The 21,845-nt window shown below is 66.5% G+C and carries 20 protein-coding genes, 1 tRNA gene and 1 pseudogene; 11 read left to right on the top strand and 11 right to left on the bottom strand.

Annotated elements, in window-relative coordinates; translation table 11 throughout:
- Positions 1-118: 118 nt before the first annotated feature.
- The 7 genes from ORI27_RS22735 to ORI27_RS22705 form a co-directional block, all read right to left on the bottom strand.
- Complete coding sequence (locus ORI27_RS22735) at positions 119-2,026, bottom strand: chitinase (RefSeq protein WP_265999319.1); 1,908 nt, start codon at positions 2,024-2,026, stop codon at positions 119-121.
- Between the two features lie 346 nt (positions 2,027-2,372).
- Entirely contained in the window at positions 2,373-3,263 is an 891-nt protein-coding gene (mmsB, locus tag ORI27_RS22730) for a 3-hydroxyisobutyrate dehydrogenase (protein WP_265999318.1), read from the bottom strand.
- On the bottom strand, positions 3,260-4,426 hold the full coding sequence (locus ORI27_RS22725) for an acyl-CoA dehydrogenase family protein (RefSeq protein WP_265999317.1): 1,167 nt from the start codon (positions 4,424-4,426) through the stop codon (positions 3,260-3,262). Before ORI27_RS22725 ends, mmsB begins: the two co-directional genes overlap by 4 nt.
- Positions 4,423-5,943: a CoA-acylating methylmalonate-semialdehyde dehydrogenase gene (locus ORI27_RS22720; protein WP_265999316.1), complete on the bottom strand. Its 1,521-nt coding sequence runs from the start codon at positions 5,941-5,943 to the stop codon at positions 4,423-4,425. Before ORI27_RS22720 ends, ORI27_RS22725 begins: the two co-directional genes overlap by 4 nt.
- Before the next feature lie 210 nt (positions 5,944-6,153).
- Positions 6,154-7,755 carry a Na+/H+ antiporter gene (locus ORI27_RS22715; protein WP_265999315.1) on the bottom strand — a complete coding sequence of 534 codons (1,602 nt, stop codon included), beginning with the start codon at positions 7,753-7,755 and terminating at the stop codon, positions 6,154-6,156.
- 274 nt (positions 7,756-8,029) lie between these two features.
- Positions 8,030-8,716 (bottom strand): response regulator, encoded by a 687-nt coding sequence (locus tag ORI27_RS22710; RefSeq protein WP_265999314.1) that lies wholly within the window; start codon positions 8,714-8,716, stop codon positions 8,030-8,032.
- Complete coding sequence (locus ORI27_RS22705; protein ID WP_265999313.1) at positions 8,713-10,245, bottom strand: sensor histidine kinase; 1,533 nt, start codon at positions 10,243-10,245, stop codon at positions 8,713-8,715. The genes ORI27_RS22710 and ORI27_RS22705 overlap by 4 nt, the downstream gene beginning before the upstream one ends.
- Positions 10,246-10,350: 105 nt before the next feature.
- Between ORI27_RS22705 and ORI27_RS22700 the strand changes: the two genes are divergently transcribed.
- The 6 genes from ORI27_RS22700 to ORI27_RS22675 all read left to right on the top strand — a co-directional run bounded on the left by ORI27_RS22700 (position 10,351) and on the right by ORI27_RS22675 (position 14,812).
- Complete coding sequence (locus ORI27_RS22700) at positions 10,351-11,724, top strand: cation:dicarboxylate symporter family transporter (RefSeq protein WP_265999312.1); 1,374 nt, start codon at positions 10,351-10,353, stop codon at positions 11,722-11,724.
- A 112-nt stretch (positions 11,725-11,836) separates the two neighbouring features.
- The gene (locus tag ORI27_RS22695; protein ID WP_265999311.1) at positions 11,837-12,721 is read left to right on the top strand and encodes an alpha/beta hydrolase; all 885 of its coding nucleotides are present in this window, start codon (positions 11,837-11,839) and stop codon (positions 12,719-12,721) included.
- Positions 12,722-12,744: 23 nt separating this feature from the next.
- Positions 12,745-12,818 (top strand) — tRNA-Leu (locus ORI27_RS22690).
- Between the two features lie 201 nt (positions 12,819-13,019).
- Positions 13,020-13,388: a hypothetical protein gene (locus ORI27_RS22685; protein WP_265999310.1), complete on the top strand. Its 369-nt coding sequence runs from the start codon at positions 13,020-13,022 to the stop codon at positions 13,386-13,388.
- Between the two features lie 87 nt (positions 13,389-13,475).
- Complete coding sequence (locus ORI27_RS22680; RefSeq protein WP_265999309.1) at positions 13,476-14,120, top strand: antitoxin Xre/MbcA/ParS toxin-binding domain-containing protein; 645 nt, start codon at positions 13,476-13,478, stop codon at positions 14,118-14,120.
- Positions 14,121-14,182: 62 nt separating this feature from the next.
- Positions 14,183-14,812, top strand: a complete 630-nt coding sequence (locus ORI27_RS22675; protein ID WP_265999308.1) for an RES domain-containing protein — start codon at positions 14,183-14,185, stop codon at positions 14,810-14,812.
- A gap of 209 nt (positions 14,813-15,021) precedes the next feature.
- On the opposite strand, the gene ORI27_RS22670 is transcribed toward ORI27_RS22675, so the two are convergent.
- Together ORI27_RS22670 and ORI27_RS22665 are read right to left on the bottom strand one after the other, a co-directional pair.
- Positions 15,022-15,501: a hypothetical protein gene (locus tag ORI27_RS22670; RefSeq protein ID WP_265999307.1), complete on the bottom strand. Its 480-nt coding sequence runs from the start codon at positions 15,499-15,501 to the stop codon at positions 15,022-15,024.
- A gap of 192 nt (positions 15,502-15,693) precedes the next feature.
- Positions 15,694-16,509, bottom strand: coding sequence for a mycofactocin-coupled SDR family oxidoreductase (locus ORI27_RS22665; protein WP_265999326.1), 816 nt, complete (start codon positions 16,507-16,509; stop codon positions 15,694-15,696).
- Between the two features lie 237 nt (positions 16,510-16,746).
- Between ORI27_RS22665 and ORI27_RS22660 the strand changes: the two are divergent.
- The 3 genes and pseudogenes from ORI27_RS22660 to ORI27_RS22650 all read left to right on the top strand — a co-directional run.
- A pseudogene (locus ORI27_RS22660) lies at positions 16,747-17,400 on the top strand (dienelactone hydrolase family protein); the annotation flags it as partial.
- An 83-nt stretch (positions 17,401-17,483) separates the two neighbouring features.
- A complete protein-coding gene (locus tag ORI27_RS22655) occupies positions 17,484-18,260 on the top strand; it encodes an alpha/beta fold hydrolase (RefSeq protein WP_265999306.1) in 777 nt (258 codons plus the stop codon).
- 18 nt (positions 18,261-18,278) lie between these two features.
- Complete coding sequence (locus ORI27_RS22650) at positions 18,279-19,259, top strand: mechanosensitive ion channel family protein (RefSeq protein ID WP_265999305.1); 981 nt, start codon at positions 18,279-18,281, stop codon at positions 19,257-19,259.
- On the opposite strand, the gene ORI27_RS22645 is transcribed toward ORI27_RS22650, so the two are convergent.
- Complete coding sequence (locus ORI27_RS22645) at positions 19,237-19,443, bottom strand: hypothetical protein (RefSeq protein ID WP_265999304.1); 207 nt, start codon at positions 19,441-19,443, stop codon at positions 19,237-19,239. The two genes, ORI27_RS22650 and ORI27_RS22645, sit on opposite strands and share 23 nt — an antisense overlap.
- Entirely contained in the window at positions 19,440-19,901 is a 462-nt protein-coding gene (locus ORI27_RS22640; protein WP_265999303.1) for a class I SAM-dependent methyltransferase, read from the bottom strand. The genes ORI27_RS22645 and ORI27_RS22640 overlap by 4 nt, the downstream gene beginning before the upstream one ends.
- Before the next feature lie 85 nt (positions 19,902-19,986).
- On the opposite strand from ORI27_RS22640, the gene ORI27_RS22635 reads away from it, so the two are divergent.
- Together ORI27_RS22635 and ORI27_RS22630 are read left to right on the top strand one after the other, a co-directional pair.
- A complete protein-coding gene (locus ORI27_RS22635; protein ID WP_265999302.1) occupies positions 19,987-20,889 on the top strand; it encodes an NAD-dependent epimerase/dehydratase family protein in 903 nt (300 codons plus the stop codon).
- 69 nt (positions 20,890-20,958) lie between these two features.
- Positions 20,959-21,819, top strand: coding sequence for a L,D-transpeptidase (locus ORI27_RS22630; RefSeq protein WP_323055651.1), 861 nt, complete (start codon positions 20,959-20,961; stop codon positions 21,817-21,819).
- The last annotated feature ends 26 nt before the right edge of the window (positions 21,820-21,845 follow it).

Here is a 21,845-nt window from a genome sequence, read left to right as displayed (position 1 = left end):
GCGTCAAACGCCACATCGCTCGCGCCGTCTACCGTGCTCTACTCACCGACCACAACACCCGCCACCAAGCACCGCAATCAGCCGCGGCTTGACATAGGAGCTATTGCTCGCCGAGTGACTACATCAGCAGGGTGGCTTCGTCCTCCACTCCCTCGAAGATCCCGGAGAACTCCCAGGTGGTCTGGTCCACGCCGCTGCAGCTGTCCTGCGTGCTGGAGGACTCTGTGGCGCATTGCGAGTCGCGGTTGGCCGACCACATTGCGATCCGGCCCAGGCCGTACTGGTCGGCAAAGCTCACCACCGTCGACGCGTCGTCGAGGCTGAAGATCTCGGAGGGGTCGTCGCTGATCCCGATCATCGGCGTCAGGCCGATCATCGCGTACAACTCGGCGTCGGTCTTGGTGATCCCCGCGTCCGAATAGAGGTCGGCCAGCTGGCCTTTGAGGGCTTCGGCCGCTTCGATCGCCAGGGCACCCATTTCGTAGTCGCCGTTGACTTCGTAGTCGGTGTCGTAGTAGTCGAACACCATCATGTTCACCACCGAGATGTCCACGCCGGCGTCGACCGCCGCTTGGATCACGGCGAGCCCGTCGCTGGTGAGGCCGTACGGCATCGCCGGAAGGGTGAACGAGATCTCCAGACCGGGGTTGGCCTGCTGAAGGTCATAGAGCGCCGCCGAACGTGTGGCGATGGACGTGCTGTCGGTCAGCGCGGTCCCCTCGATGTCGAAATCGATGCTGGTGACACCGTAGTTGGTGCCGATCGTGTCCGAGTAGGGCGAGGTCTCGCCGTTGTAGTAGTCCAAAATGCCCTGGTAGGCAGCGGTCAGTTCGGTTTGGTCGGAAATGACCAGTGCCAGTTCCTCATTGGCCGACCCACCGAAGGAGATGATGGCATCGGCGCCGTTGTCGTAGATCCCGTTGAACGCGGTTTGGGCCCACTCGGAGTCGATTGAGTAGTAGCCGCCCCACATCGGGGTGCCGGCATCAGCGGCATCGGGATCGCTGACGATGAAGGCCAGGGTGAAATGTTCGACTCCGCCGGTGGTCACGGCATCGGCGAAATCGAACTCGGGATACAGGCTCGTGTCGGCGTAGGGAGCGAACACCGTGGTGGTGCCGGTGGAGCCGAGCAGGCCGGTGTCGATGTCGACCGACACAGTCGTCGCGTTCCCGATCAGTGGCGCCAGAATGGTCTTCAGCACCGGAGTCTGCTGGAGGGCCGTGACGGCCTGTGGCACAAACTGGCCGATCACCGGGATTCTCTCGAGTGCCGCGACCAGGCGGGTCCGCTCGCTGAGCAGCGCCTCGAAGTCCACGGTGCTCGTGCCGGAGTTGGTCGGGGTGTAGGTGAACTCACCCGTGGTGGGGTTGATATCCACCGATCCGTCGCCGGGCTGCGTCAGCACCGAGAAGACCAGCGGCGCTCCCGAATGGCCGGTCGCGTAGATCCGGCCGGTGACTTCGTCATCGCTGGTGTCGGTGATCAGCGTGACCGCCGTGATCGGTTCGAGGATCACCGGGTCGCCGGTCCGGATGACGACCGGAACCGTCGTGATCTCGTGGCGCGACGCGGTCGCGCTGGCTGCCGGACGGGCCGAGGCGGCGGCGGCCGGTGCGGCGCTGGTTTCTTCGGCAGTGGTCTCGGTGCGCCGACTGAGCCCCAGCAGCGCCAGTTCGGCCGCGGCGCCGGCCGGGGTGCCGGAACCGTTCGGGTCCGCGGCCGCCGATGCGGTCGGCGCGGACTGCGGGGCCCGCACCACGACGCGCGTCGCGCGCAGTCCGCTGTTGACCTTGCCGACCGAATTCTTCGTCTTGGTGACGCCGCTGGACGCCGACGTCGCCGCGGCTTTGGTCTTGTGGTGCCCCGTCGAGCCACCGCTGGACTGCGAGGTGGACGCTCCACTCGAGCCTGTGCCCGAGTCGTCGTCCGCCCAGGCCGCGCCGCCGCCGGCGAAGATCGCCGCTCCGATTCCCAGGGCTACGGCCAAACCGCCGACTCGCCCGACATACATTGAAGCATTCACCGTATTCTCCTCGAACTCGATCGTCAGTTACGTGTGTCCCAGCACAGATTGGTGTGCGTCAATTATTGGCGGATGATCACGCGGTATGCAGAGTTTGAACGAAAACAGGCAAAATATAATTTCGATAATTACCTAGGCGAACGATTCACAAAATCAAATTCGCGAATTGACCACGGCAACAGGGGTGCGTCCGGGGAGCAAAGTGAATAATTGCCCTAACGAACAACTTTCGGCGAATGCGGATGTATGCAGCAGGCGCGATCGGGTGGGCAGTGCCCGAACAGACGCAACCGTCTCCGAACACTCGGAGTGTCGGAGACGGTTGTGTCTATTCGCGCGGGAGAAGTCAGCGCAAGGTATCGATGACGGCGCTGAAGTCCAAGTCGCCGTGTTCTTCAGCGAACTTCGCGTAGATCTCGGCGGCGTGGCTGCCCAGCGGGGCCGTGGCACCGGTCGAGGACACCGCGTCCATCGCCAGGCCCAGGTCCTTGTTCATCAGCGCGGTGGCAAAGCCCGGTTTGAAGTCGTTGTTGGCCGGTGATGCCGGAACCGGGCCGGGCACAGGGCAGTTGGTGTGCACCGCCCAGCAGTTGCCGGTCGCCCCGGTAATGACATCGAACAACGACTGCGCGGACAGGCCGAGCTTCTCGGCCAGCACGAACGCCTCGCCGACGGCGATCTGCTGCACCGCGAGCACCATGTTGTTGCACAACTTGGCGGCTTGACCCGCACCGGAGATGCCGCAGTGAATCACCTTGCTGGCCATCGGCTCCAGCACCGGACGGGCCGTGTCCAACGCCTCGGCCTCACCGCCGACCATGAAGGCCAGGGTGCCGGCTGTCGCGCCCTTGATACCGCCGGAGACCGGGGCGTCGAGCTGGGCCATCCCGGCGGCGGAGGCCTTGGCGTGGACGTCGCGGGCATCGTCGACGGAGATGGTGGAGGTGTCGATGAACAGCGTGCCCGCCTTGGCGGCCGGCAGGGCTTCGGCGTAGCAGGCTTTCACGATCGCCCCGTTGGGCAGGGAGGTGATGACGACGTCCGCCTCGGCGACCGCGGCGGCGCCGGAATCGAATACCGTGGCGCCCTTCTCCGCGGCGGCGTCGCGCAATGCGGGAACCGGGTCGAATCCGCGAACGGTGTAGCCGGCGTTGACCAGGTTGGCCGCCATCGGGCCACCCATGTGGCCCAGTCCCAGGAAGGCGATCGTCGTCATGTGTTGGCTCCTTTGCCTCATGCCGTTGCGCGTACCCGGGCGGCCTCGGCCCGCCCGATGACCACGCGCATGATTTCGTTGGTGCCCTCCAGGATCCGGTGCACCCGTAGATCGCGGACGATCTTCTCCAGCCCGTACTCCCGTAGGTAGCCGTAGCCGCCGTGCAGCTGCAAGGCCTGGTCGGCGACATCGAAGCAGGAGTCGGTCACGTACCTCTTGGCCATCGCGCACAGGGCGACCTTGTCCGGTTCGCCGTTGTCCAGGGCGATGGCCGCACGCCACAACATCAGCCGCGACGTCTCTAACGCGGTGGCCATATCGGCCAGCGTGAATCGGATCGTGGGCTCGTCAAGCAACGCCCCGCCGAACGCCTGGCGATCAGCCAGATAACTCGCGGCCTTGTCGTAGGCGGCTTGCGCGCCGCCCAGTGAGCAGGCCGCGATGTTGAGCCGGCCGCCGTTGAGGCCGTTCATCGCGATACCGAAACCGCCGCCCTCGCCTTCGGGCCCGCCCAGCATCGCCGATGCCGGTACCCGTACGTCCTCGAGGATCACCTGGGCGGTGGGCTGCACGTTCCAGCCCATCTTCTCTTCTTGTGCGCCGAAACTGAGTCCGGCCGCGCCTTTTTCGACGATGAACGCCGAAATGCCGCGTGGACCGTCGGCGCCGGTGCGGGCCATCACGATGTACACGTCGGAACTGCCGGCCCCGGAGATGAATTGTTTGACACCGTCGAGCACGTAGCCGTCTCCGTCGCGGACGGCCTTGGTGCGCAACGCCGATGCGTCCGATCCCGCACCCGGCTCGGTCAGGCAGTAGCTGGCGATCGCCTCCATCGAGGCGAGTCGCGGAATCCACGACTTGCGCTGATCGTCGGTGCCGTAGGTGTCGATCATCCACGCGCACATGTTGTGGATCGAGATGAACGCCGCCAGGGCGGGGTCGGCGACCGAGAGCTGCTCGAAGATCCGGACGGCATCCAGGCGCCGCAGCCCACTGCCGCCGACATCCTCGGCGCAGTAGATGGCGGCCATCCCCAGCTCGGCGGCCGCACGCAATACGTCGACGGGGAACTCCTTGGAGTGATCCCAGTCCAAGGCATGCGGCGCAAGGCGTTTGGCGGCGAACGCGGCTGCCGTCTCGGCGATCACGCGCTCGTCGTCATCGAGCGTCAGGAAGCTCATTTCATCGTGGGGATGACGAACTCGGCGCCGTCCTTGATACCCGAGGGCCACCGCTCGGTGACGGTCTTGGTCTTGGTGTAGAACAGGATCGAATGCGGGCCGTGCTGGTTGAGGTCGCCGAAGCCGGAGCGCTTCCAGCCGCCGAAGGTGTGGTAGGACACCGGAACGGGGATCGGCACGTTGACGCCGACCATGCCGACCTGCACCCGGGACACGAAGTCGCGGGCGGCGTCGCCGTCGCGGGTGAAGATCGCGACCCCGTTTCCGTACTGATGCTCGTTGGGCAGGCGCAGCGCCTCCTCGTAGTCCTTGACCCGCACGATGCAAACCACCGGCCCGAAGATCTCGTCGGTGTAGATCGACATGTCGGTGCTGACGTGGTCGAACAGCGAGGGGCCGATGAAGAAGCCGCCCTCGAGGCTGTCATCCCCGAATGTCAGTTCGTCACTGGCTTTTTCGCGTCCGTCGACGACGAGATCGGCACCGGCCGCCACGCCGGCTTCGATGTAGCCGCGCACCCGGTCGAGGGCGGCCTCGGTCACCAGCGGCCCGTAGTCGGCCTTGGGGTCCAGGCTGTGACCGACCCGCAGGTGCTCGATCCGCTCGGTCAGTCGGGCGCGCAACCGGTTCGCGGTCTCCTCACCGACAGCGACCGCCACGGAAATCGCCATGCAGCGCTCGCCGGCGCTGCCGTAGCCGGCGCCGACCAGGGCATCGATGGCCTGGTCGAGGTCGGCGTCGGGCATCACGATCATGTGGTTCTTGGCGCCGCCGAAGCACTGTGCGCGCTTACCGCCGGCCGCGGCGCGGGAGTAGATGTACTGCGCGATGTCGGAGCTGCCGACGAAGCCGTAGGCCTTGATGTCGGGATGGTCCAGGATGGCGTCTACTGCCTCTTTGTCGCCCTGCACCACCTGGAACACGCCCGCGGGCAGGCCGGCCTCCAGGAACAGTTCGGCCAGGCGCACCGGAACCGAGGGATCGCGCTCGGAGGGCTTGAGGATGAAGGCGTTGCCGCACGCCAGGGCGGGGCCGGCCTTCCACAGCGGGATCATCGCGGGGAAGTTGAACGGGGTGATGCCCGCGACCACACCGAGCGGCTGGCGGATGGAGTACACGTCGATGCCGCCGCCGGCGCCCTCGGTGAACTCGCCCTTGAGCAGGTGGGGGATGCCGATGGCGAACTCGATGACCTCGATGCCGCGCTGGATGTCACCGAGGGAGTCGGGGACGGTCTTGCCGTGCTCGATCGACAGCAGCTCGGCGAGCTCGTCGGCGTTGGCGTTGACCAGCTCGATGAATTTCATCAGCACGCGGGCCCGGCGCTGGGGGTTCCAGGCGGCCCATTCCTTCTGCGCCTCGACTGCCGAGGCCACCGCGGTGTCGACGTCGGCGGCCGAGGCCAGGAGCACCTGGGCCTGCACCTCGCCGGTGCTCGGGTTGAAGACGTCGGCGGTGCGCGTGCTGCTGAGGTTGCTGCGCTGTCCGTCGATGAAGTGCTGGATGGTTGTGCTCATGACTGCCCCTTGGCTGACCTGGCGGCTGAATACTAGGACATCCTAGTAACGCGTTGAGCGGCTCCGCAAGGGGCGCTCGACTCGGCCTGGCCTACGACACGTGCGGCGATCCCGGTGGATTTGGAGCAACTCGCCGACCACCTGCGACTGGATCGCTTTGTCGTCGCGGGTCATTCCGGCGGCAGCCCGCATGCGCGGACGGCCGCGGTGTCACTCCCGGTCGAGTACCGCTTCCTCCAGATCCAGTTCACGCAGGGCGGTCCGGAGCACTTCGTCGTCGATGCGGCCGCTGTCACGCTCGGCGATGTAGGCCTCGCGCTCGGCTTCGAGCATCTGCAGGCGCAGCCGGCGAAGCGCCGCCACCGGGCTCTCGTCAAGGTTGGAGTCGGTCGACTGGAGTCGCTCGACTGCCGCTTCGCGCCGGCGCACGTTCCAGACCCGCAGGATGTCGGCGACCCGGTCGTGGACGTCGGTGCGGCTGCCCTCTGCCTCGTGTTCGGCCAGCACGGTGTCGAGTCGGTCGGCGGCGGCCAGCGTGGCCCGCTGCCGAGCCTCGTTCGCCGCGGCGATGTCGGCGTGGGTGTCGTCGACGGTGACGCCGAGTTTTCTGATGATCCACGGCAGGGTCAGCCCATGCAGCAACAGCGTGCCGACCACCACGACGAACGTCAGGTAGACCAGATGAGCGCGGCCGGGAAACGGCGCACCGGACAGCGTCGTCGTCGGTAAGCCGAACGCGGCGGCCAGCGAGACCACCCCGCGCATTCCGGCCCAGGCCACCACGAAGACCCCGGCGGCACTGGGAGCGGGTTCGCGGGACCTCGCCCGGGGCGATAGCAGACGCGGCAGGTAGGTGAACGCGTAGACCCAGGCGATGCGGACGCCGATCACGGTGCCGAGAACCGCCAGCGAGAACCCCGCCATCACGATCGCCGGCATGCCGCGGATTTCGCCGAGTACCGCGGGCAGCTGCAAGCCGATCAAGAAGAACGCGAACGCCTCCAGCACCAGCTGCACGGCGCGCCACACGGCCTCGTCCTGCAATCGGGTGGCGTAGCCGGCCCGGGCCGAGCGGTGGCCCAGGATCAACGCCGCGATCACGACCGCCAGCACCCCCGAGCCGCCGATCTGGTCGGCGACCAGGTAGACGACGAACGGAGCGAGGAGGCCGATCGCGCTCTCGGTCAGGGGGTCGTCCAGGCGCGAACGCAGGTAAACGATGAGGTGCCCCAGTGCCAAACCCACGACCGCGCCGCCCGCCACGGCCAGCAGGAATGTCTCGACCGCGCTGCCCCAGCTGGTGGCCACACCGACCGCGGCGGCGACGAAGACCTTGTAGACCGTCAACGCGGTGGCGTCATTGAGCAGGCTCTCACCACCGATCAGGGTCATGATCTGGCGGGGCAGACCGAGCCGGCGCCCGATCGCGGTGGCTGAGACCGCGTCGGGCGGTGCGACGATGGCGCCCAGGGCCAGCGCGGATGGGAGCGTCAGCCCGGGCACCGTCAGATAGGCGACGTAACCGACCGCGAACGTGGTGGCCAGGGGCAACCCGACCGCGAGGCCGGCCACCGGGCGAAAGCTTCTGCGCAGGGCGACCGAGGAACTCTCCAGGCCCGCCGACCACAGCAGTGGCGGCAGGATGACGAACAGCACCAGATCGGGATTGAGGTGCACCTCGGGTACGTCCGGGATCAGACTGGCGCCCAGACCCGCCACCACGAGCACAAGCGGCGACGACAGGTTGTAGCGGCGGGCCAATGCGGTCAGCAGCATCGCGGCGGCCAACACGGCCAACAATGTCGCGTTCATGCCGAGCCTCCTTTGATTCGCCCGTCTGCAGGATGGCCTACCGGCTGGGTGGGCGGACGTCAACGCGGCCGTCGCCCGGCGCCGCGGAAGGGCGGGCCTGTAACGGTGGTAGTGATCGTCTGAAACGCGATATCACCGGTGATATCACCTTCCGCAGTACTGCATTACCCGTGGCCCCTTAGGAGCTCCTCGACTCTGCGGTCGGCGCATCGAGACTGCGGTGAGGGCGAGTTCTCCGGCCGAAATGCGATCTGAGCGCAGATTCGATGACGCCTCAGCGCCATTGATAGCGGGTGCTGGGCCGGCCGGTCTTGCCGTACTCGGTCACGCGGGTGACGGTGCCGTCGTCGGCCAGGCGTTCCAGGTAGCGCCAGGCGGTCACCCGGGAGACGCCCACGAGTTTGGCGGCCTCGTCGGCGGTGAGGCCGTCGGCGCGGTCGCGCACCGCGCGAGCGATCTCGTCGGTGGTCGCTGGTGCCGCACCCTTCGGGGTGACCGACTTGTCGGTGCTGATCCGCAGTTCACCCAGTGCTCGGTCGACTTCGGCCTGGCTGGCGGCGTCGGTCCCGGCGGGCAGCGCCTCGCGGTAGCGGCGATAACGCTCGAGGCGGTCGCGGAAGGCGGCGAACGTGAACGGCTTGAGCAGGTAGGCCAGCGCGCCGTGGCCGACGGCGGCACGCACCATCTCCAGATCGCGCTCGGAGGTGATCGCGATGATATCGGGGGCGGGCCTGAGCCCGGACAGCGCCGAGGCCAGGGTGATCCCGCTGGCGTCCGGCAGGCCGAGGTCGAGCAGCACCAGGTCGACGGGGGAGTCGGCGGCCGCTTCGGCGGCGATGCGCATCGCGTCGCGCGCGGTGTGCGCCAACCCGGCGACGGTAAACCCTTGCAGCCGAGCAAGATACGTACGGTGCGCCTCGGCGATCAGCAGCTCGTCCTCGACGATCAAGACGTTGATCATGGGATGGTCACCGTCACCACCGACCCGTAGCTGAGGTCAGCGGTCAGCGTGCCGCCATGGCGGTTGACGACCTGGGCGACCAGCGCCAGCCCCAGACCCTGGTGGGCGTCGTCGTCGCCGGATTTGGTCGAATAGCCGCGTTGCATGGCGCGGCCGAAGGTTTCGGGATCCATGCCCGGCCCGCTGTCGGCGACCTGGATCTGCAGCCGGCCGTCGCTCTGGCTGACGGTGACCTCCACCCACGGGTCGTCGCGGTCGCAGGCGTCCATGGCGTTGTCGATCAGATTGCCCAGCACGGTGACCATCTCCTGTGGGCTCAGCGGCGACTCGGCGGGCAGGTGGGTTTCCTCGGTGACGGTCAGCTCGATGCCGCGCTCGTCGGCCTCGGCGGTCTTGCCGAGCAGCAGGGCGACCAACGCGGGTTCGCCGACGGCGTCGGACACCCGGTCGACGAGTCGCTGGGACAGCGCCAGCTCCTGGGTGGCGAACGTGACGGCTTCCTCCGGGCGGCCCATCTCGACCAGGGTGATGACGGTGTGCAGTTTGTTGGCCGACTCATGGGCCTGCGCGCGCAGCGAATCGGTGAACCCCTGCAGGGAGCTCAATTCACCCAGGGCGCCCTGCAATTCGGTGCGGTCGCGGATGGTGACCACTTCGGAGTCCGAGGCGCTCACCTGGGAGCGGTTGACCACCAGCACCCGGTCGTCGGTGAGCCGGACCTCGTCCCGTACGCCGGGGTCGTTGCCGCGCAAGAACTCCGGCAGGTCGGCCCGCGTGATCGGACCGGACGGCAGGGCCAGCAGGCGGCGGGCTTCGTCGTTGGCCAGCGCCACGCCGTCGCGGTCCAGCACGATCAGGCCTTCGGAAATCGAGTGCAGGATGGCGTCGTGGTGGTCGTACATCACCCGAAGCTCGTCAGGTGCCAGCCCACGGGTCTGGTGTAGGACCCGTCGGCGGATCGCCCAGATGCCGACGAAAGACAGGGCCAACGCGCCGACGCCGACGGCGGCGATCGCCGGCCACTGCGCGCGCCACCGGGCGGCCAGGCTGTCCTGGGTGATACCGGCGGCCACCAGGCCGACGATCTGGCCGTCGGCGTTGCGGACCGGCGCGATGGTGCGCACCGACGGGCCCAGGGTGCCGGTGTAGACCTCGGTGTAGGTTTCGCCGCGCAGCGCCGGTTCGATGGTGCCGATGTACTTCTGGCCGATCAGGTCAGGGTTGGTGTGGGTGAACCGGGTGCGGTCGGGGGCCATGATCGTGATGAAGGCGATGCTGGTGCCTTTGCGGACGGCCTCGGTCGTCTGCTGGAGAACCTTTGCGGGGTCACCGTTTTCGATGGCCTGCGCGGTCGACGGTGAGTCGGCCAGGGCGACGGCGATCGCGGTCACCTGCTGACGGGCGGCGGCGTCGCCGTCGAGTTTGTCGTCATAGAGGGCGAGCGCACTGCCGGCCAGGACCACCAGCGCGATCACCGCGGCCTGCAGGGCGAAGGCCTGCCCGGCCAGCGAGCGGGGGAGTACGGCCACTGCTCACCTCCGCGTTGAACGTAATGAACTAAAGCGTGACCTGGGTCACGCGGTGTTCAACCATCCTTACAGACCCGCCGCAGCAGACCTGGAAGGAAACCGCTCATGACCATGGTTGTGGATCGCCCTCGCGGCGACGACAAGCCCGAGCCGCGCAAGCGCCGGGACCGCACGCACTGGCTGTATCTGGCCGTCATCGCCGCGGTCATCGGCGGCGTCCTCGTCGGCCTGGTCGCCCCGGGAGTCGGCAAGCAGGTCGGGGTTCTCGGGACGATGTTCGTCAGCCTGATCAAGATGATGATCGTCCCGGTGATCTTCTGCACGATCGTGCTGGGAATCGGATCGGTGCGTAAGGCCGCCACCGTCGGGAAGGTCGGCGGGCTGGCCTTCGGCTACTTCCTGGTGATGTCGACGATCGCGCTGGGCATCGGCCTGGTGGTCGGCAACCTGCTGCATCCCGGCAGCAGCCTCAAGCTCTCGGAGTCGATGGCCGGCAAGGGTGCGGAGCTGGCCGAGAAGGCGCACGATTCCGGCGGTTTGATGGACTTCATCGCCCACATCATCCCGACGTCGTTGTTCTCGTCGTTGACCGACGGCAATGTGTTGCAGGGGCTGTTCGTGGCGCTGCTGGTCGGGTTCGCGCTGCAGGCGATGGGCACCAAGGGCGAGCCGATCCTGCGCGGGGTGGAGCACCTGCAGCGGCTGGTGTTCAAGATCCTGGCAATGGTGTTGTGGCTGGCCCCGATTGGCGCGTTCGGTGCGATCGCCAACGTGGTGGGCCTGACCGGGTGGAGCGCGGTGACCAACCTGCTGACGCTGATGCTCGGGTTCTATCTGACCTGCGTGGTGTTCGTGTTCGGAGTGCTCGGGGTGCTGCTGCGCACGGTGTCGGGGGTGTCGATCTTCCGGCTGGTGCGCTACCTGGCACGGGAGTATCTGCTGATCTTCGCGACATCGTCCTCGGAGTCGGCGCTGCCGCGGCTGATCGCCAAGATAGAGCATCTGGGTGTGCAGCAGAGCACCGTGGGTGTTGTTGTGCCGACCGGATATTCGTTCAACCTGGACGGCACCGCGATCTACCTGACGATGGCCTCGCTGTTCATCGCCGACGCGCTGGGCAACCCGCTGTCGGTGGGGGAGCAGATCGGCCTGCTGGTGTTCATGATCGTGGCGTCCAAGGGCGCGGCCGGGGTGAGCGGGGCCGGGCTGGCCACACTGGCCGGCGGGCTGCAGGCCCATCGCCCCGAACTGCTCGACGGGGTGGGACTGATCGTCGGGATCGACCGGTTCATGTCCGAGGCGCGGGCGGTCACCAACTTCTCCGGCAACGCGGTGGCCACCCTGCTGGTCGGCTCGTGGACCAAGACGGTCGACACCCAGAAGGTCAACGCCGTGCTGAGCGGTCGCGATCCTTTCGATGAGCTCACCATGCTCGACGACGATCACGCGCCGGCGCCCAAGGAGGCGGTCGCCGCCTGATCACAGCTCACGACACCCCGGGCGGCCCCTTCCCCCCGGGGTGTCGTGCTGTCGGCCGTCATCACCAGTTTCGTTTTGGCCCCGTCGACGTGCCGGTAAGGTCTCGGCGGTGATGGACCGAAGTGATGCCTCCATACCGTCCGGGGACAGTGAGCTGGCGGCGTGGGTCTACCGGCCACCGGCCGACGTCGCGTCGGGTGCCTGTGTGGTCATGGGGCATGGGTTCTCGCTGACCCGCCACGACGGGCTGTCGCCGATCGCCGAGGCCTTCGCCGCAGCGGGCGCGACGGTGGTGTGCTTCGACTACCGCTTCTTCGGTGACTCCGGGGGACAGCCCCGGCAGCGTTTCCGGGCCAGTGCGCAACAGGAAGATTGGCGCAACGCAATAGCTTTCGCGCGCAGCCTCGATGGCGTGAACCCAGACAAGATCGTTGCATGGGGCTACTCATTCGGTGGCGGGCACGCCGTCAACGTCGCCGCCGGGGACAGCCGGCTGGCAGCCTTGATACTGCTCTACCCCTTCCTCGACGGCCCCGGCCGGGTCAAAGCGACGCGGTTGGGGTTGGTCGCCTCTCTCGTTCCCCGTGCGCTGGCCGACTTTGCCGGTATGTCGGTGACCGTTCCGGTGACGGGCCCACCCGGCTCCCGAGGTGCGATGTCGCTCCCCGGCGAATCCGCCGGATTTGCCTCCGTCGTCGGACCTGAATCCCCGTGGCGTAACGAGATCACGCCGGGAGTGTTCGCGACCCTGATCGCGCACCGGCCCTGGACGAAGGCCGCATCGCTGAGAATGCCGATCTGGGTGGGCCTGGGGGAGCGGGACATCACCGTGCCGGCCGCTGGCATCCGCAGGCTCGTCGAGCGCGCGCCCAACGCACAGCTGCATCGGTACGACACCGATCATTTCGAAGTCTTCGCCGAGCCCCACCTCGGAAGGCTGATCGCGGACCAGATCGAGTTCTTGCGGCAGTGCGGACTGATCGGCGTCGAGGTATAGCGGATACCCTCTGAGCTGCGACGGCCCCCATAGCCCAATTGGCAGAGGCAGCGGACTTAAAATCCGCACAGTGTCGGTTCGAGTCCGACTGGGGGCACCGAAGGAGGGGCTGGTAGAGGCGTTTTAAGTCGATCTGTTTGGCGAAAATCCTACTTTGGTCGGGGCGAGGACGCGGCGCGGCGGGATGACGGCGGAACGGTCGGCTCGCCGAGCTAACTCGTCGAATTTGCGCCGTCACCGCCGTCAAGCCACGTTCACTTGGCGGCTTCGGAATTCTTCGAGGTCTAGCGTGTGCGGAATGGGTTTGTTCAGCCACGAGGAGTCCGGGGGCCTGGCCGACGGCGCTACAGGCGGTGCTAGCGACGGGGTCGTCGATAGGGCGCGCGGTGCTGAGGTTGACGAATTCGGGGCGGATGATCCCGTGGTGGTTGGTCCGGGGTTGCCGCCCGAGGATGGTTCGTGCGGTCAGTTCGCCGTGCAGTTTCATGTGTCCACGTCAATGCTGGTCGGGTTGAAACGTATTGCTGATATGCGTGGGGTGAGCGTGCCGGAGGTGTGCCGGCAGGTGATCGGTGTGTTTGTTGCCCAGCAGGAGGGCGAGTTGGCTGCGTTGCTCGCTGCCGAGGCCGAGGTGGCTGACTACCGGCCGAGTTTGGGCCAGTCATAGTCGCGCCCCGCTCCGGGAGGAGCCGTGACGCTCTCGGAAGCCGTGGCAGATCCTGTTTATCTTGCGTATTCTGCATAGAGATAGGAGATGGTGGCTGTGCTGGAGGTTGTGCTGGTCGACGCGTCGCAGGTCGACATGGTCGCGGAGACGCTGCGCGCCAAGGGGATCGCCATCGTTAACCCAGCCGGCGACGCCGACCAGCTGCGGGCGGCTGTGGCGGCCGTGGTGCATGAGGCCGACGACGCCGAAGTCGACCGGCTGCGCTCGGCGACCGCATCGGGGCCTGACGACGGTCTCGAGGAACGGTTGTGGGGTCCGGCGCCGGACTCGCAGACCGCGTCGCGGGCAGTGTTTGACGACCTGGCCGGCCAATTCGCCGCGCGCCGCGAACTGGCCGAAGGCTGCCTCCGCCGCGAGGAGGCAGCCGCCCTCCTCGGCGTGGCTCCGCAGAGCATCACCGCCAAGCTCGCGGCTCGGAAACTGGTGGGACTCAAGGCCGGCCGCGAATGGCGCCTGCCGGCGTGGCAGTTCGACCCCGACGACCCCTCCGGTGTCCTACCCGACCTCGACACGTTGCAAGAGGTGTTCCCCGGCGGTGTCGTCAGCCTGTCGCGGTGGATGCAGCGTCCGAACCCCGAATTCGGTGACCGGCCGCCGAGCATCGAGATGGCCCGCGGTGGTGCCGCCAAGGTGATCGCCGCAGCGCGGGCTCTGACCGCCGCAGCGTGGTAAAGCGCCTCGACCCTCCAACACGTCCACTGCCCCCCGCCGACTTTCGTTGGGACTGGACACCGATGCCGGCGCGGGGGCCGTGGCGGTGGTGCCGGGTCTACCACCGCAGTGCCCACACCCCCGACGGTGTGACATTCCGCCGGTACGGGCCGCTATACCGCCTCGACCACCACCACCCGGCCGACCCGCCCGCCGACGACCCCGCTGGCCGGCGAGTTCTCTACGTCGGCCAGGACTTGGTCACCTCCGCCTGTGAGGTGTTCGGCGAGGCTGGTGTCGCCGCGATCTGCCCCAACTACCGGGTGGCGGTGCTGACCCCGACCACCGCGCTGCCGCTGTTCGACTTGACCGCCTCGGGAGCGGCCATGGCCATCGGCGCGTTGCCGTCGCTGGCGGTGGGCAACGAAACCCGCGCACTGACCCAACAGTGGGCGCAGGCCATCTTCGAGGACCAACCGGCCGGAGCCGATGTGTGCGGGGTGCGCTACCGCACCGCCTACAACTTCGGGTTCGGACTGGCGCTGTGGGACTGCGACGACCGGGTAGTCACCATCGGCGGCAACGGCGCTCAGGATCTGGCCCTCAACGATCCCCGCGTGCTGAGACGGTTGCAGGTGGGGTTGCGGGAGCGCAGACTCGCGGTCACTACGATCCCGCAGAGCCGGTGCCCGGCAGCCTGTGAGCGTCCCTGACCTGCACCGCTGCGTCTACGCAGTTGCTCCAGGCCCGGATTCCGCCTGGTGAGCGCGTTTTCGCACGCGGAATCCGGGCGGCGGTCAACGTCCAGCCCCGGCCCTCCGAAAAGGAATATTGCGGTGTCACTGCGTTAAATCGCCAGTTCTAACGCTCTGACCCGCACCTCGAAATCGGTTCGAGTCCCACTGGGAGCACCAAATGCGAGTTACTCGGGGTAGCCCAGACTCCAGCCCCGGTAGGTCCAGCCGGACCCCACGTGGGGGCTGGGCAGAATCTGGATGTTGGTCCCGTCGCCGTACCCCCGCTTGAGCCCTTGGACCCCGCCGGAGAGGTACTTCCCGTCACCGAGGGCGATGTCGATGTGGGCGCCGTACGGGCTCTTGCTGAAGACAAGTGCTCCCCGCGGGGGATCCATGTCGGTGTGTATCTGACCTTGTTGAACGAGGGTTTGGTACATGGTTTCGGCGGCGCCGTCCCAGCCGTATTGCGCCTGCGACACGTCATAGGCGTAGGCGACGAATGCCTCGCATCCGTATGGACCGAACATGTTTGTCCCGAGTGCGCTTTCGCCCCTGGAGATGGCGGCGTCCGCTCCGGGGATGGTGTCAGCGGAGGCGCCGGGTGCGAACACGAGTGCCGCGGCAAGCAGAGTGGCAGAAACGAACAGACAGAATCGGGCGTTCAACTCGTGGCTCCGTTCCCGCGGTGCATGTCGGCTGCGCTGAGCGCGTGACTTGATCGGCTCGTGCGAGCTCCCGACTCGTCGCTTTTCACCAATTGGCGTCTCGTTCAGGTGATGCTCGGATACCCATCGTGCGTTAGTCAAAACTGCTGCGCAACTAGGGCGCAAACCCAGAAGTCGCGTCGAGTCCCTCCATCAGCACTTGTTGAGCAGCCCGGCGTCCACCGGCACGACGGTGCCGGTGACGTACCGAGCGTCGTCGGATGCAAGCCACGCGACCGCATTGGCTACATCGCGGGCCTCGACATAGTCGACTGGGATCGCATTCTCGAGCGAGCGTGCGATGGCCGGCTCGAACTTCTTCAGCATGCTGAGATCGCCGTTGTTCGCCATCGGCGTCGCAACGGTCGTCGGCGCCACGCTGTTGACTCGAATATAATGGGGTGCAAGATAATTCGCGTATGTGCGCATGATGCCGATGACGCCGTGCTTGGCGGCGGTGTACCCGAGCATCCCGCCGGAGACCACAGGGGTGCCGATGAGGCCGCCGGTCGAACTGGTCAGGATGATCGAACCACCTCGGTCCTGCGTGAGCATGGTCGGCACGGCAACGCGCACGGTGTTCCAGACGCCTTTCATGTTGACGTTCACGACGTCATCCCATTGTTGGTCGTCCGTACTTTGGCCGCCCGGACCGATTCCGGCATTGGCCACCACGATGTCGACTCCGCCGAGCTCGGCCACCCCGTCGTCGAACGCCTTCTGAAGCGCCGGGAAATCAGTGACGTCGGCCTCACGGGCCACAATGCGCCGGCCAAGGGACTCGACCTGCCGCACGGTTTCGGCGAGGTCTTCCGGTTCCGACATCTTGTAGACCACGGTCGGGTATTGCGCGCACACGTCGATCGCGATGATGTCGACGCCCTCCTCCGCGAGGCGCACCGCGTGTGCACGGCCCTGACCCCGGGCAGCCCCGCTGATGAAAGCGACCTTGCCGTCGAGCTTTCCCATACCCGCTCCCGTCCAGATATTCGCGGCCAACCCGCACTGGCGCCGCACGCTCCCAGTTTGGGCGGTCGCTCAAATAACCGCAAGGATGAACCAGCTTTCGTGCACCTGAGCGCATCCCGTCGAGATGTGCCGTTCGTCCCTCGAAAAATGACCCGACGACCTCGTGATCCGGGCCCCGAGTGTCCCTACGCTCGGTTTGGGAGGTAGATCATGGTCAACCCAGTTCGGGGAGGGCGTCCGCCCATCGCACGTGACGAGGAAGTCGAGATCGCCGCTGGGCCGGTCGTAGTGGCCGGGCACCTGACGATTCCGGTGAACCCGAGAGGAATCGTCGTGTTCGCCCACGGCAGCGGAAGCAGTCGCTTCAGCTCCCGCAACATCTTCGTCGCCGACGTCCTCAACGACGCCGGGTTCGCCACCCTCCTATTCGATCTCCTCACGACCGCCGAAGAAGCCAACCGTGCCAACGTCTTCGATATCGAGTTGCTGGCGAACCGGCTGGTCGACGTCACCGAGTGGCTGGCAACCCAGCCCGACATCGTGTCCCTGCCCCTCGGGTTCTTCGGGGCCAGTACCGGCGCTGGAGCAGCGCTTCGGGCGGCCGCGAGTCCGCGGGTCGACGTCAATGCGGTGGTCTCCCGCGGTGGCCGCCCCGACCTGGCAGGCGACGCGCTGACCCGCGTCAGCGCGCCCACCCTTCTGATCGTGGGTGGACGTGACGAAGTGGTCCTCGACCTGAACCAGGAAGCGCAGCAATTGATTCCGGTTGAATGCCGAATCGCGGTCGTTCCTGGCGCAACGCACCTGTTCGAGGAGGCGGGAGCCCTCGAACAGGTGGCCGACCTGGCCCGCGAGTGGTTCCTGACCCATCTGGCGAGCCGCCCAGGCTGAATTCGCGATACCTGCCCCGGCTATCGGTGCCGAGAGGTGAAGACCAACCCATCCGTCACCGGGCCCGGGCAGAATCGCTGACCATGGCCACTTCGCGCTTCATCCACTACGGCGAACATGGCGATGCCCGCATCCACTATCTCGATTCCGGCGGCGACGATAGGGGTGCCCCGATCGTGTTCGTACCCGGAATGACCGACCTCGCGAAGGACTACACGGAGGTCATGGAGTCCTTCGGACGCCGGACCGTCGTCGTCGAATTACGAGGTCACGGACGAAGCGCCGCACCCGCCGGCTCCTACGACCTGGCCGCGCTGAGCGGCGACGTCGGTGCGGTGGTCGAGGCCATTACGGACGGCCCGGTGCACGTCGTGACGTTCTCACGAGGCACGTCGTACGCGGTCGCGTGGACCATCGATCATCCGCAGCGTGTTCGCTCTATCTCCATCGGTGATTACGTGCCGGAGGAACGCGCCTTGTCCGAAGAAGCCGAACGGCGCCTGCTCGGCGGCCGCTGGCGCGGCACCCCTGTCCGCGAGCGGCTCGACGTCGACGCCGCAATCGCCACGTTCCGAGCGGCGAAGTCGACCTCGTTCTGGGACCGGCTGTCGGCGCTGGGCCTACCGTTGCTCGCCGTGCGAGCCGGCAACTCCCCCGTCGTTGACGACGCCGACTGGCTACGTTACCGGCGGCTCTTCCCTGATGGTCGGCTCGTCGAATTCCCCGACTCGCCACATGATGTATTCCGCCCGGAGCGGAGCCGTTTCCCGTCCCTGGTCCGCGCTCACGTCGACCGCGTGGACGGCGTCATTGGCCCGAACAGCTCAGACATGGCGCCGTCAACCAGTGTCGACACGTGAGTACGTAACGTCGTCGACATGGACGCACGCAACTTGGCTTTCGAATGGACGGACACCACCCAGCACTGGCTTCTGGAGGTACCGATCCGTTTGGTGGCCTACCTGGTCGTCGTCCTGATCGCCCGTTATGTGCTGCACCGGACGATCGACCGCGCGACCACCGTCCGGGCGGGCAAGGGTGCCGACGAGGAAGAGCGCACCCAGGCCAGGAGGCCGGCATTGCTGCGCCACCTGCGAGATCGTGTCCCCTCGTCGGCCAGCGGCGATCAACTCAACAAACGGCGTCAGCAGCGGGCGCACACCATCGGGTCCGTTCTGAAGTCGACGGTGTCGATCATCCTGCTGACCTGGCTGGTGCTGGCAACCCTCAACGTGTTGGGGGTGAACATCGCGCCGTTCATCGCCTCGGCCGGGGTGATCGGCCTCGCGATCGGTTTCGGCGCGCAGAACCTGGTGCGTGACTTCGTCAGCGGTGTGTTCATGCTGCTCGAAGACCAGTATGGGGTCGGTGACTATGTCGACCTCGGGGAGATGAGCGGAGAGGTCCAGAGTGTCGGGCTGCGCATCACCACTCTGCGGGACATCGACGGCACCCTTTGGTATGTCCGCAACGGGGAGATCTCCCGAGTCGGCAACATGAGCCAGGAATACGCGGTTGCCCGTATCGAGGTACCGGTCGCGTTGACCGCCGACGTCGAGGAGGCCGAGCAGGTGGCGCTGCAGGCGGCCTCGCTGGCCATCAAGGACCCTTCGTTGGGCGGGAAAGTTCTCGGCGAGCCGGAGATGCTCGGTGTGCAGGAACTCGCGCCCGATCTGCTCACACTGCGGATGACGCTGAAGACCAAGCCGAATGCGCAGTGGTCGGTGCAGCGCCGACTGCGGCGGGAGATCCTGCGGGCCTACGACGAGAACGGCATCGAGCTGCCGTACCCGCGGGGACGCATCCACGCCGTGGTAGGCGGGACGCAGGCTGCGACTACGACCGGACGCACTCGATGACGATCGCGCGCGGGTAGTTCAGGTAGTAGTTCTCGATGACCAAGGGAGAGTCACCGAGGAACGCCGTCAGCTCGATCGGAGCCCCGTCGTAAACGCTGTCGGCCAGCCCTATCTGGAATCCGTACTTGCGGTAGTCGGGCACCCGGTCAAAGGTGTACAGATCCGGATTGGTGGTGAGGGTCACGAACCGGCCGCCTGGCTTGATGCGGCAGCCCGGCCGTGACACATCGTGGCGAGCTCATCGCGGGCGCGTGCATAGACCAGAAGGAAAGCCGCGACGGCGAGGTCGAAATCCTGTTGGGCGACCGCCACGCGTGCATCGGCGACCGAGTATTCGATGCCCAGCGGTTCGCGGGCATCCTCCTCGCGGGCCAGGGCGATCATCTTCTCGGAAACGTCGAAGCCCACCATGGGATCGGCACCGGCCCGCCGCAGGATGCGGGTGTAGTCGCCGGCGCCGCACGCGACGTCGAGAACCTTCTTGTCCTGCACGTCGCCGATGTGCTTCAGGAACGAGTACGCCTCGATCCTGGTTCGGACGGGGAGGGTTTTGGTCTTCTTGTACTGCTTGGCGGTATCGCCCTGGTTGTAGTCGATAACCTGGGCGTCCTCGGCTCTGATCGGCTGGCGTCGGGAAGACATCTCGCGGCACCGAGGTCTACGTCGGGGCCCGGCGAAACACCGCGGAATCGCCGCCATGAGCCGCGTAGCTGCCTACCATCAGCCGATGCGTGGATCCAAGATCTTGCTCACCGGACCGACCGGCCAGGTCGGCGTCCCTATCGCCATGGCCCTGGCCGCCGACAACGAGGTATGGGGCATCGCCCGCTTCGCCGATGCCGCAACCCGAGAACGCCTCGAGAAGGCCGGCGTCCGGTGCGAGACCGTCAACATGGCTGCCGGCGACTTCACCGGGCTCCCGTCAGACTTCGACTACGTCCTCAACTTCGCGGTGGCCAAGAGCGGTAGGTGGGACAAGGACCTCGCGGCCAATGCGGAATCGGCAGGGCTTCTCATGGCGCATTGTCGTGGCGCGAAGGCGTTCCTGCACTGTTCATCCGGGGCCGTCTACGATCCGCCGGGCGACGAACTCCGGACCGAACGCACCGTTCTCGGCGACAACCACAAGAGTCTCCTCCCGACGTATTCCATCACCAAGATCGCCGGGGAAGTCGTCGTCGCGACGATGGCGCGCGCTCTCGGTGTGCCGGCCACCATTGCGCGTCTCAACGTCCCCTACGGCGACAACGGTGGATGGCCGCTCTTCCAGATGGAGATGATGCTGGCCGGCCAACCCATCCCCGTCCCGCCCGGCGGACCTGCTGTCTACAACCCCATCCACGAGGACGACATCATCGCGATGATCCCGAAACTGCTTCAGGTGGCTTCGGTTCCGGTCACCACCGTCAACTGGGGCGGGGACCAATTCGTCAGCATCCAACAGTGGTGCACCTATCTCGGCTCGCTTGTCGGCAAGGAACCGGTATTCGAGGAGAGCGACCAGGCGCTGCGCGGGAATCCGTTGGACGTCACCAAAATGCACGAGTTGATCGGAACCACAACCGTCGACTGGCGCGACGGAATGCGCCGGATGGCCGCCACGTTCCACCCCGAGCTCGTCGACGCCTAGCACGGAAGCGACAGCGAGACCTCGCCCCTGTGTGACACTGGTTCCCAGAAGGTGATGGGAGGGGTGCAGATGTCGGACTGGGCGAGAAGAACGCGTGTCGGCGCTCTGAAGGCAGTCGGGGTGGTTTCGATACTCGTTGGGATGCTCACGTTGGCTGCCGGCCCCGCGCCGGCGGATCCGGGTCCCACCGCGGGGCAGGATCCGACACCCTTCGTCGGCGTTGCGCCGTTCGGGCCACCGACGATCGCACCTGCCAACGGCTCGACGGTGGGGGTAGCCCAGCCGATCATCATCGATTTCCCCGGACTGGTTGACGATGCCGGCGCGACCGAGAACGCTATCCACATCTCTTCCGTCCCACCGGTTCCCGGCAAGTTCTATTGGATGACCCCCACCCAGTTGCGCTGGCGCCCACTGAGCTTCTGGCCCGCGCACACCACGGTGACCATCGATGCGGGTGGCGTCGTATCCAGCTTCCGCACCGGCGACACACTGATCGCCACCGCCGACGACGCCACGCATCAACTCACCGTGACCCGCAACGGGGTGGTGGAGAAAGTCATCCCGATGTCGATGGGCATGGCGGCCGGCGGGCACCAAACCGCAAACGGCACCTACTACGTTCAAGAGAAGATGCCCTCGGTGGTGATGGATTCCTCCACCTACGGGGTCCCGGTCAACTCGACATACGGGTACAAGGTGACCGTCGACCTCGCCGTCCGGTTCGACGACAGCGGCAACTTCGTACACAGCGCCCCGTGGTCGGTCGCTGACCAAGGCAAGCGCGACGTCAGCCACGGCTGCATCAACATCAGCCCCGCCAATGCACAGTGGTTCTACGACAACTTCGGCGCCGGTGATCCCATCATCGTGAAGAACTCCACCGGCACCTACACCCGGGTCGACGGCTCCAGCGACTGGCAGCACTAGCTCCCGCCAGCCCACATTGGCACACT

Origin of the sequence: Mycobacterium pinniadriaticum, assembly GCF_026242045.1 — a bacterium.
In the GTDB taxonomy this organism is placed as follows: domain Bacteria; phylum Actinomycetota; class Actinomycetes; order Mycobacteriales; family Mycobacteriaceae; genus Mycobacterium; species Mycobacterium pinniadriaticum.
This window is presented reverse-complemented; position numbering and strand designations above follow the sequence as displayed.

What these genes read in the sequence shown, in the direction of transcription:
- mmsB (WP_265999318.1), bottom strand. Translation starts at nt 3,263, where the DNA reads ATGAGGCAAAGGAGCCAACACATGACGACGATCGCCTTCCTGGGACTG.
- ORI27_RS22725 (WP_265999317.1), bottom strand. Translation starts at nt 4,426, where the DNA reads ATGAGCTTCCTGACGCTCGATGACGACGAGCGCGTGATCGCCGAGACG.
- ORI27_RS22720 (WP_265999316.1), bottom strand. Translation starts at nt 5,943, where the DNA reads ATGAGCACAACCATCCAGCACTTCATCGACGGACAGCGCAGCAACCTC.
- ORI27_RS22715 (WP_265999315.1), bottom strand. Translation starts at nt 7,755, where the DNA reads ATGAACGCGACATTGTTGGCCGTGTTGGCCGCCGCGATGCTGCTGACC.
- ORI27_RS22710 (WP_265999314.1), bottom strand. Translation starts at nt 8,716, where the DNA reads ATGATCAACGTCTTGATCGTCGAGGACGAGCTGCTGATCGCCGAGGCG.
- ORI27_RS22700 (WP_265999312.1), top strand. Translation starts at nt 10,351, where the DNA reads ATGACCATGGTTGTGGATCGCCCTCGCGGCGACGACAAGCCCGAGCCG.
- ORI27_RS22695 (WP_265999311.1), top strand. Translation starts at nt 11,837, where the DNA reads ATGGACCGAAGTGATGCCTCCATACCGTCCGGGGACAGTGAGCTGGCG.
- ORI27_RS22685 (WP_265999310.1), top strand. Translation starts at nt 13,020, where the DNA reads ATGGGTTTGTTCAGCCACGAGGAGTCCGGGGGCCTGGCCGACGGCGCT.
- ORI27_RS22680 (WP_265999309.1), top strand. Translation starts at nt 13,476, where the DNA reads ATGGTGGCTGTGCTGGAGGTTGTGCTGGTCGACGCGTCGCAGGTCGAC.
- ORI27_RS22675 (WP_265999308.1), top strand. Translation starts at nt 14,183, where the DNA reads ATGCCGGCGCGGGGGCCGTGGCGGTGGTGCCGGGTCTACCACCGCAGT.
- ORI27_RS22665 (WP_265999326.1), bottom strand. Translation starts at nt 16,509, where the DNA reads ATGGGAAAGCTCGACGGCAAGGTCGCTTTCATCAGCGGGGCTGCCCGG.
- ORI27_RS22655 (WP_265999306.1), top strand. Translation starts at nt 17,484, where the DNA reads ATGGCCACTTCGCGCTTCATCCACTACGGCGAACATGGCGATGCCCGC.
- ORI27_RS22650 (WP_265999305.1), top strand. Translation starts at nt 18,279, where the DNA reads ATGGACGCACGCAACTTGGCTTTCGAATGGACGGACACCACCCAGCAC.
- ORI27_RS22640 (WP_265999303.1), bottom strand. Translation starts at nt 19,901, where the DNA reads ATGTCTTCCCGACGCCAGCCGATCAGAGCCGAGGACGCCCAGGTTATC.
- ORI27_RS22635 (WP_265999302.1), top strand. Translation starts at nt 19,987, where the DNA reads ATGCGTGGATCCAAGATCTTGCTCACCGGACCGACCGGCCAGGTCGGC.
- ORI27_RS22630 (WP_323055651.1), top strand. Translation starts at nt 20,959, where the DNA reads ATGTCGGACTGGGCGAGAAGAACGCGTGTCGGCGCTCTGAAGGCAGTC.